The organism is Vibrio cholerae ATCC 14035 (assembly GCF_000621645.1).
GTDB lineage: Bacteria > Pseudomonadota > Gammaproteobacteria > Enterobacterales > Vibrionaceae > Vibrio > Vibrio cholerae.
The window spans coordinates 386,718-394,436 of sequence record NZ_JHXR01000001.1 but is presented as its reverse complement, the minus strand read 5'-3'; the positions used below and the strand labels follow the sequence as shown (position 1 = coordinate 394,436).

Genomic DNA, 7,719 nt, shown 5'->3' with positions numbered 1-7,719 from the left:
CTTTTTTTAGTATTTCATTATGCTCTTCAAGGCGAGCCAGCTTCTTTTTCAATTCCCGAATTTCTATTTGCTCAGGGGTCATAGGTGAAGCTTTAGGTGTTTTCCCTTGGCGTTCTTCTCTAAGCTGGCGAACCCATTTATCCATCGTGGACTTGCCCACATTCATGGCTTGGGCTGCTTCCGTCACTGAGTAATTTTGGTCTAAGACTAGCTGCGCTGCTTCTAACTTAAATTCTGCGCTAAATAGTCGTCTTGTACGTTTTGTCATAATGTCACCTGTTAACTTATGAGGTGATGATATCACCTCTAACTAAGTGACCAAATTCACTATGCCACTACAAGCCATTGAGCCAATCTCTCGAATCACAGGCCATAGTTCCTCACCGACCTCTTTAATTTCTCTTGCAGCAGCAGCGGCTGATTTAAAGGCCTCAACAAGATCACGCCCGACTTTATCGACAAACTCGTCGTATTCGCCAGTCTTTTTCATTTCATCAAGCATCCCCAAGAACTCACCCAATTGGTCTTTTAGAACTGTGAATGCTCCGCTTCCCATCACATCTTTTTGAAAAAGCTTCCAGTGATCGCCCATGTTAGAGATCATACCATTCCATGTATTCATCTGCTCTTTGGCTGCACCAGCGGATTCTTTACCCATTTGCTTAATTAAAGCCCTGATTGCATCCCTACCTAGCTTTCCCTTAGATGACATATCATCCAGCTCTTCTTTGGTAAATCCACGGCCATTGTTCATTCCCAGTTCTTTGCTGGATTTAATTAGGTAATCCCAAACAGGAACACCTCGCTCTAGTAGTTGGAGAGCCTCTTCTGATTGAAGTTTTCCTTTAGTCCACGCTTGACCTAACGCTGTAGCGATACCTTCAACTGTTTCTGCTGTACCGCCAATCATTGCCGCTTGATCGGCGATACTTTGCATAGTCCCATCCATAGGATCAATACCAAAGGCTTTTAGACGTACAAATGACTGTGTTACTTCATCGATAGCGTAAGGGGTGTTTTGTGTGAACTCTTCAATCCATGCCATCGCCTTAGCTCCAGCTTCTGGTGAGCCTTGAAGCTTATTTAGCATCGTTTGGTAACGTTCAAATTCAGCAGCAGTTTTTACGAATGTACGTTCAAAACCAACCGCAGCAGCACCAGTAATAAAAAGCAGTCGATTACCGAAAGTGTCAATGCCTCTGCTAGCCGCTATTGCTGATGAACTAATCATGCTAAATGCAGCTTTTGAACGTGTTGCTAGCGTTGTCATTTCTTTGCTATACGACCGCGCTTTCTGGGCAAGATCACCCTGGAGGTTTAAAACAATATCCGTTTTTAAATTGTTAGCCATGGGGATCTCACTGCTGCTCTTTTAATCGAAAAATGAGTTGGATAAGTCTACGAATTGGTTGATGATTGAAATCACTTACAGGATAGCGTGAGCCTACGTTTATCAACATTAGCTCTAAATGAGCTGCAAGTGATTTAATCTCGCCCCCGAGCCTCAAGCCCCTCCAAGGCATCATCTGAAAACATAATGTCATCAAGCTCACGAGCTTTTTGTTGTAGTGTGGCAAAGTCGCGTGAAGACAATTTCAAAATCTCTTTGACGCTAAATGGACCTTGTACGTTACCAATAAACTCCACTTGACGACATAAAAGCTCCATACCCATTTGAACATCAGAAGTGTAGGCATGGGGTCTACCATTCAATATTCCAATTTTTTCTGAGGCAAGCTGAGCATCAAAAACATCCTTAGGTGTTAGCTCTTTGAGTCCAACCTCATGGCATTGGGCATCCCCAACCTTGAAACCATCTTCTAAGTTAAATGTCATTACAGCCATTTCACATGTTCCTATTTAAATTAGAGGTCATTCAGGCCAATACTCTCGTTAGGCAAGCATCGCTGCCTGATTTGCATAGTATTCTGCTATTGCAAGGTTTGCAGTGAGGATCACATTCCAGTCTTGAGCACTGATTTTTAGCTGACATAAGTCGAAGAACATCAAATCGACATTCTCATCACCGATTTTTGATATTGAACTTGCCGCGCTCTCGTTTAAAAGCATATAGCCTTTAAGCCCTTGGAGGTGACTATCATTAACCAAGACAACATCTGCTTGATTTTGTATATGTTGCAGTTGTTCTTCGACTAGTTGTTCAACTAAGTCGTAGGACACACTATCAATTGGGTGAAGCGTGACTTGTTTCTGTAATTTACCCTTAAAAACAATGCCATCGACTAATTGATACACATGTTCCATTTTCATTCCTTTCGCAGTCTCAGTGGCAGTGAGCCACTGAGATAATAAATCGACTGACGACTATCCAATGGACGATTCTGCATCGTACTTTTTCAGCATCTTTTCTTTATGGCTAGTAAAGTCAGAGCCTTTTAATTGACCGTATAATTCATCGAAAACGCATCCTAGGAAATAACTTTGGCGTACGCTATCTGACAATTCACTACGAATCAGTTTTTCGATCACAACAAAATCTTTCATCAACTCTACTTGCTCATCAGTTAAGACTTTGAGTTCTGATTTGATGCTGTTGTAGATGAAATTGAGTAAATTTTTTTGCGCACGTTCCACAAGTTCAGAGGCATTCTTTTTATCCAATCCAGCCTTAACTGTTAGATAATTGGAGATGTTATTGATCAAGGTTTGACATGCTTGATACTGAGATTCCAATGATTGCAGCTCACTGGTTAGAGTTTCAGCAGAAGATTGCGATAAAGCATTCGATAACTCTTTACGCTTAGCCGCGACTTGAGCAACTAGTGTTTGTAGGCGGCGTTCTTGAGTGTTTTTTTCAGAAAATAGGTTTCTGATCTCTAGCTCTTTAGCTTCATACTCTGTTTTTGCTGAAGCCAATTCTGCTTGTAAGGTACTTAATGACATGGTTAATTTCCTATCTAGTTATGACGTTTTGAATTTGCGAATGACATTAAAAACGGAGACAAAACTTAACTTATATTTTTTTGAGAGTTCTCTTACTGACATGCCTGATTCGTGGTCTGCGAAGAGATCAATATTTCTTTGAGTTCTTCGTGCCACAGTGCCAAGAGAAAAGTAAAAAGTTCTTCCACCTAGTTTTTCACTAAGCTCGATAACAATCTTTAGAGCATCAGGTTTACCAGCACTTTGCTTAATGGCTTCATCTAATGCACGGTAGAGCACTTGAGCGCTAGGAGTGAGTTTTGAAATCACAAGCGACCTTTGATTATCAGTGGGTGCCATTGATAACTCTCCTTACATGATTCGTTGAACACTGATAACGCTTAGCTAATTCAACGTAGTTGCTGCCGTTGAAGTCATTTTTCATCATTTTCTTGATAATGGTTTTTACAATAGAGTCAGGCTTCGGTAGGTAAAACTGCACACCATTGCCGTATTCCATCAATTTAAAAACCAGATGTAATGCCAACCCGTTATCTTCAATACCTGCGTCTTCAATGACACCAAGAAAAATGTCATGAACATCACTTAGCAGCTCTGGATATAAAGCATCACCGCTTTCAAGATCATCAAAGCTAAAAAGCCCCGAATCCTTGCTCAAAGCGTCAACAACCAATGGGATTGCTCTTTCTATAGCTAACATCGTTATCCTCTATATAGACATCGAAGAACCTAGCGTAACCCTACCCAAATTTGCAGATAGGGCTACGCTAAGTTGATGGCAAATGTATTGCCATTTAATGGAGAACCGACTTATCTCCATATGCCCCAACAGCAATACAAGAATAATCCCCGTTGCAGTAATAACTAAATTAACAGGAGTTGCTGTTAATAAAGGGGACTGGGCATTGTGGGAGTTATATATAAGCACTGATATGTGCAGAAACCATGTTTAAACCCTGTTTAAATCGCACCAGATTGATTTAAACTTTTTTAGACAAGCGAATACTCGCATCACGGCTAGAAACTGATTTGAGGGCGTTTCAGAAAGAAATGCCTCTTCTAATGAAAAGGCATTTAAAGATTGGCTTGTTTGAAGGCGGTTTAATCTACTGGCACTTCCAGAACACCTTCGGCTTTTAACTTCTGGTATTCATATTTCGATACCTGTCGGATACTACACCGACAAGCCGAAGTCTCTCGCATTGGAAACTCTGTCCAGTAGCGGTCATCAACAGGTAACACTAGGCCTTTGTTCTTTGTATGCACAGGACATTGCTCTTTAGTGGGGCCGAGTATGATGGTCAAGTAAGGCATGACCGATTTTTGCCGTAGAGCCTGCTTCAGTTTTTGTTCGTAATGCTCGTTCATAGATAAGGCCTCTGTTTTTCATGGACGAATCCAACGACTGATCCTGAATTTGGCGGAGAATAAGCAAAACCTGTTTTGCACCTAACGCTGATACTCGTGTTGCTAGCTCATGGCTTTCAGCAGCACTCAAGTGATGATTATTCATACCAAACTTCCTTTTTGATGTCTTAGTAACTGTAACAGCTCAATTGGGTGTAATCCATCCAACAATGCTTTCAACTCCGAACACTCTAAGGGTGTTAATCCTTTTGATAGATCTGGTATGCCATCATTTAACAAAGGATTATAAACCATCCCATTTCGATCATTTCGGCACATCTGTGAAATCGTTTTGAATTGTCCACTGACAACTTGCGTTCTGAGTGTCAACTCACTGACAGCAGACCAATTACAAGATAACTGGCCTTGTTTCCACTGATTGTAAATAGACAAAATGCTATTCAAGTTACTTACCGCACAACCGAGTTTATCGTGTAAGTCTTGGCGGAGCTGGACACTGGGGATGTAGTCAGCCGTATCAAAATCATTGCAATCGAAATGAACTGCACTGACTAACTCTCCAACGTTAAAGGGCAAAAGGCCATTATCATTCTGATTGTTCATGGCTACAGCTCCTTAATGATGTCTTCATTTACTTTGTCTTCGCCTAAAGAAGCACAAAGATTCATAGCTTTGGTTACCAGGTTATTGATGACCTGAGGATAAACCAAGCTTCCTGACTGGTTGCGGCGAGTTTGTAAACGCAGTTTCAAGGCAGGAACCGCACTATCATCCATGATGCGCTCATACTCACATCCTGCACGTTCAAACTTATGCTTGAGGTAAGCTTCAATATCGTTATCAAGTGGTGGAACCTCTATAACCATACAACGTCGAATAAACTCACGAAGTTCGTAATGACGACGCTCATCGAGGCGGTGAAACAACTCTGTCTGTCCAACCAATAAAATACCCAGCAGCTTTGAAAAACCATCTTCAAGTTCCCAAAAGCGCTTAAGGTACTTCATGACAGGAATCGTCAAATCATGAGCCTCTTCAATGATCAGAACGTGGCGCTGTCCTCCTTTGAATGCTGTCATAAGTAGACGTTCCACTTGTCTTGCTTTAGCTTCCATACTGCGCTTAGGTGCTTCACTACTGATATCGCTGATGATTGCATCACAAATACCTGCTGCGGTGGCGCGCGTCTTGTCGATGATTTTGGGTTGGATCACTGAAATATCGCCATCGTTATGTAGCTCATCTAGTAGCAATCGACGCAGCACGCTTTTACCTGCGCCAGAATCTCCCACAACAGCCAAAATACCTTGATTCCTTGCAACATCTTTCATCGCAGCTAAAACATATCGACTATCTTCATTCATATAGATGTCGCGAACAGCGCGAATGTCATTAATAAAAGGGTTGCGAAATAGCTTAAAGTGCTTCATAGCTTCTTGTGTTAACATAGGATTCTCCAGTTCTAACTCTCGATTTGTTTCAGTCTGGGGATCAGGTTGGTCATTGGTTGCCGCCTTTGACCAACCGCTTACTCCTTCCAGGCCGTGCGAAGCAAAAAACGCTTCGACTTTTTCTTTAAATTCTTCTGCACGTCTCTTAGGCGGTTCGTTCATTTTCACCGCTCTCTGCACTGTGCTGTAGTTCATCGCTAAATAGTCAGCCAATGCTTGTATGCTTGTGCCTGCCTTATCTAGTCGCGCTCTGAGCGTGTTCATTGCCTTTTTGCTCCCATTGTTCGGTAAAGACTTGTAGTTCATTGTCGGTCATGCCATCTGGGTATTGCTGTTTGAGCACCTTTCTCATGACAGCAAGTTCCTCTTTGGTTGGGTTCAAACGTCTTTGAAGACGGTTTAAAGCCCCAATAAACGACATTTTTTGCTCGGTTAACGGCTGTCCCTCCATAATCATTACGGTGCCACGTCTTGGCATAAATGAGGGAACAACTTGCTGCTCAATGTCTGCCATAGGATTAATTCGGCCATCGAATGCTGCTACTTTTCCTTTGCGGAGCTTCTTAATATCGCGTGGGTTGTCCGTTCCCCAAGCTTGTATGTCTAATCGCTTGCGGTTGTGATCAGCATCTGTTTCACGTACCGATTTGTGTTCAGCACCAATGATGGGCGCAAGCAAGTTGAATCCCGCAGCATCGCGCTCGATTGGCGTAGCTTCATGAGTGTGCTCTTGTCCTGAGTCGTCCACACTTATCACACGAATAGCTGGCGCTTTGTATGGATTTGCAAACACTTTCACTTCATCACCAGCAATAAGGTGTGGAATGTGAGCCAGCGAGTAATCCATTGATGCATAGCCTTTTGGTGCAAAGCTGATGCTTAGTTCGTTAGGACGCACTTTGCGAACTTCTGGCTTAGTTTGTTGCATCATGCTTTTCACCAGATTCACGTCTTTGATCAGCCGCAACTGCTCAGCCCGTATCGTTTGCCACAGCCCAAAGCGGCTATTCTTATGTCGGCTGTGCTCTTTAAGAGACTGAAAACCAATAGACCATTGCACCGCGTGTCGATTCAGTTCCTCAATAGACTGCACTGTCATAAAGGCGAGTCGCCCCTCAAAACGGCGCTCTACGAGGTTATGCGTCGATTCCACTTGACCTTTCGCCCAAGGACGACCTGGTGTGTGAGCGATATGTTTCACTTCCAGCATGTCCAACATGTGTCGCGTTTGGTGGGCGATGTTTGCAGACCCTGCGTCCCAAATTAAGATCTGAGGAACGCCGTACATCAATTCACCAGTATCACGCTCGCAGAACGCTTCCAATAGGAACTGAGTAATGGTTTCTGTGTTTTCACCTGGAGCAAGGTAGTAGCGTAAAAAGAAAGCGCCGCTGTAATGGTCTGTAGCTAAATAGCGCAATACTCGCTCATTGACGATACGGTCTAAGTTCTTTGGCTTGTTTTTGTAAAACTCATCCTTAGACATCACTTGCAATCCCTTACCGCCACGCAGGTAGTAGAGTACACAAATCGACACGTCAAACTGCCAAGCATGATTGGGAAAAAGCGAGCGCTGACTCATGGTTGTCTCCATCATATCGAGCTGGTCAGGATGAACACGAAAGCGTTTAAAAGCTCGTAATACTGTCGATTCAGACACGTGTCTCGTGAGTTCCCCATTGGCTAATGCAATATCAACCGCATCACGAACCGTCATCAGTGCCTTGCCGCTCTCTCGCTTACTCTGGCGGATCATGTTCGAAAGCAGCTCGGTCTCTTCTTTCGTGAGAGCCAAGTCTCCGTTATCCGCTCGTGTTTTTCGCCCAGATGTCCAGCCTAAATCCGTTAGCTCTTGATACAGCTTGCTTTTTGAAATACACAAGTGATCCATTGCAGCTTGAACAATAACCCCTTTTTGGCCACGCCCAGAGCGGTCAAGATCCGACATCAGACGTTTAAGATATTGTGCGCGTTCTAATTCAAGTGCATTCATCGT

The 7,719-nt window shown here is 43.1% G+C and carries 11 protein-coding genes; all 11 read right to left on the bottom strand.

The features are described from left to right. The coding region (locus tag T411_RS0101950; RefSeq protein ID WP_027694886.1) for an IS3 family transposase at positions 1–268 on the bottom strand (268 nt) is incomplete at its 3' end. A 42-nt stretch (positions 269–310) separates the two neighbouring features. Next, positions 311–1,270, bottom strand: coding sequence for a tape measure protein (locus tag T411_RS0101945; RefSeq protein WP_001909624.1), 960 nt, complete (start codon positions 1,268–1,270; stop codon positions 311–313). Between the two features lie 215 nt (positions 1,271–1,485). Further along, on the bottom strand, positions 1,486–1,845 hold the full coding sequence (locus T411_RS0101940) for a phage tail assembly protein (RefSeq protein ID WP_000290080.1): 360 nt from the start codon (positions 1,843–1,845) through the stop codon (positions 1,486–1,488). Between the two features lie 48 nt (positions 1,846–1,893). Beyond that, on the bottom strand, positions 1,894–2,265 hold the full coding sequence (locus tag T411_RS0101935; RefSeq protein WP_000401420.1) for a hypothetical protein: 372 nt from the start codon (positions 2,263–2,265) through the stop codon (positions 1,894–1,896). A gap of 60 nt (positions 2,266–2,325) precedes the next feature. Beyond that, positions 2,326–2,904, bottom strand: a complete 579-nt coding sequence (locus tag T411_RS0101930; RefSeq protein WP_000059473.1) for a hypothetical protein — start codon at positions 2,902–2,904, stop codon at positions 2,326–2,328. 18 nt (positions 2,905–2,922) lie between these two features. Further along, positions 2,923–3,243, bottom strand: a complete 321-nt coding sequence (locus tag T411_RS0101925; RefSeq protein ID WP_000035502.1) for a Mor transcription activator family protein — start codon at positions 3,241–3,243, stop codon at positions 2,923–2,925. After that, positions 3,230–3,604: a Mor transcription activator family protein gene (locus tag T411_RS0101920; protein ID WP_000879671.1), complete on the bottom strand. Its 375-nt coding sequence runs from the start codon at positions 3,602–3,604 to the stop codon at positions 3,230–3,232. Before T411_RS0101920 ends, T411_RS0101925 begins: the two co-directional genes overlap by 14 nt. Positions 3,605–4,183: 579 nt before the next feature. Next, positions 4,184–4,417, bottom strand: a complete 234-nt coding sequence (locus T411_RS0101915) for a hypothetical protein (RefSeq protein WP_001059182.1) — start codon at positions 4,415–4,417, stop codon at positions 4,184–4,186. Beyond that, positions 4,414–4,875, bottom strand: a complete 462-nt coding sequence (locus T411_RS0101910; protein WP_001064711.1) for a hypothetical protein — start codon at positions 4,873–4,875, stop codon at positions 4,414–4,416. Before T411_RS0101910 ends, T411_RS0101915 begins: the two co-directional genes overlap by 4 nt. A 2-nt stretch (positions 4,876–4,877) precedes the next feature. Beyond that, positions 4,878–5,987, bottom strand: a complete 1,110-nt coding sequence (locus T411_RS0101905; RefSeq protein ID WP_001094671.1) for an ExeA family protein — start codon at positions 5,985–5,987, stop codon at positions 4,878–4,880. Then, on the bottom strand, positions 5,959–7,716 hold the full coding sequence (locus tag T411_RS0101900; RefSeq protein WP_000992437.1) for a DDE-type integrase/transposase/recombinase: 1,758 nt from the start codon (positions 7,714–7,716) through the stop codon (positions 5,959–5,961). Before T411_RS0101900 ends, T411_RS0101905 begins: the two co-directional genes overlap by 29 nt. Between the last annotated feature and the right edge of the window lie 3 nt (positions 7,717–7,719).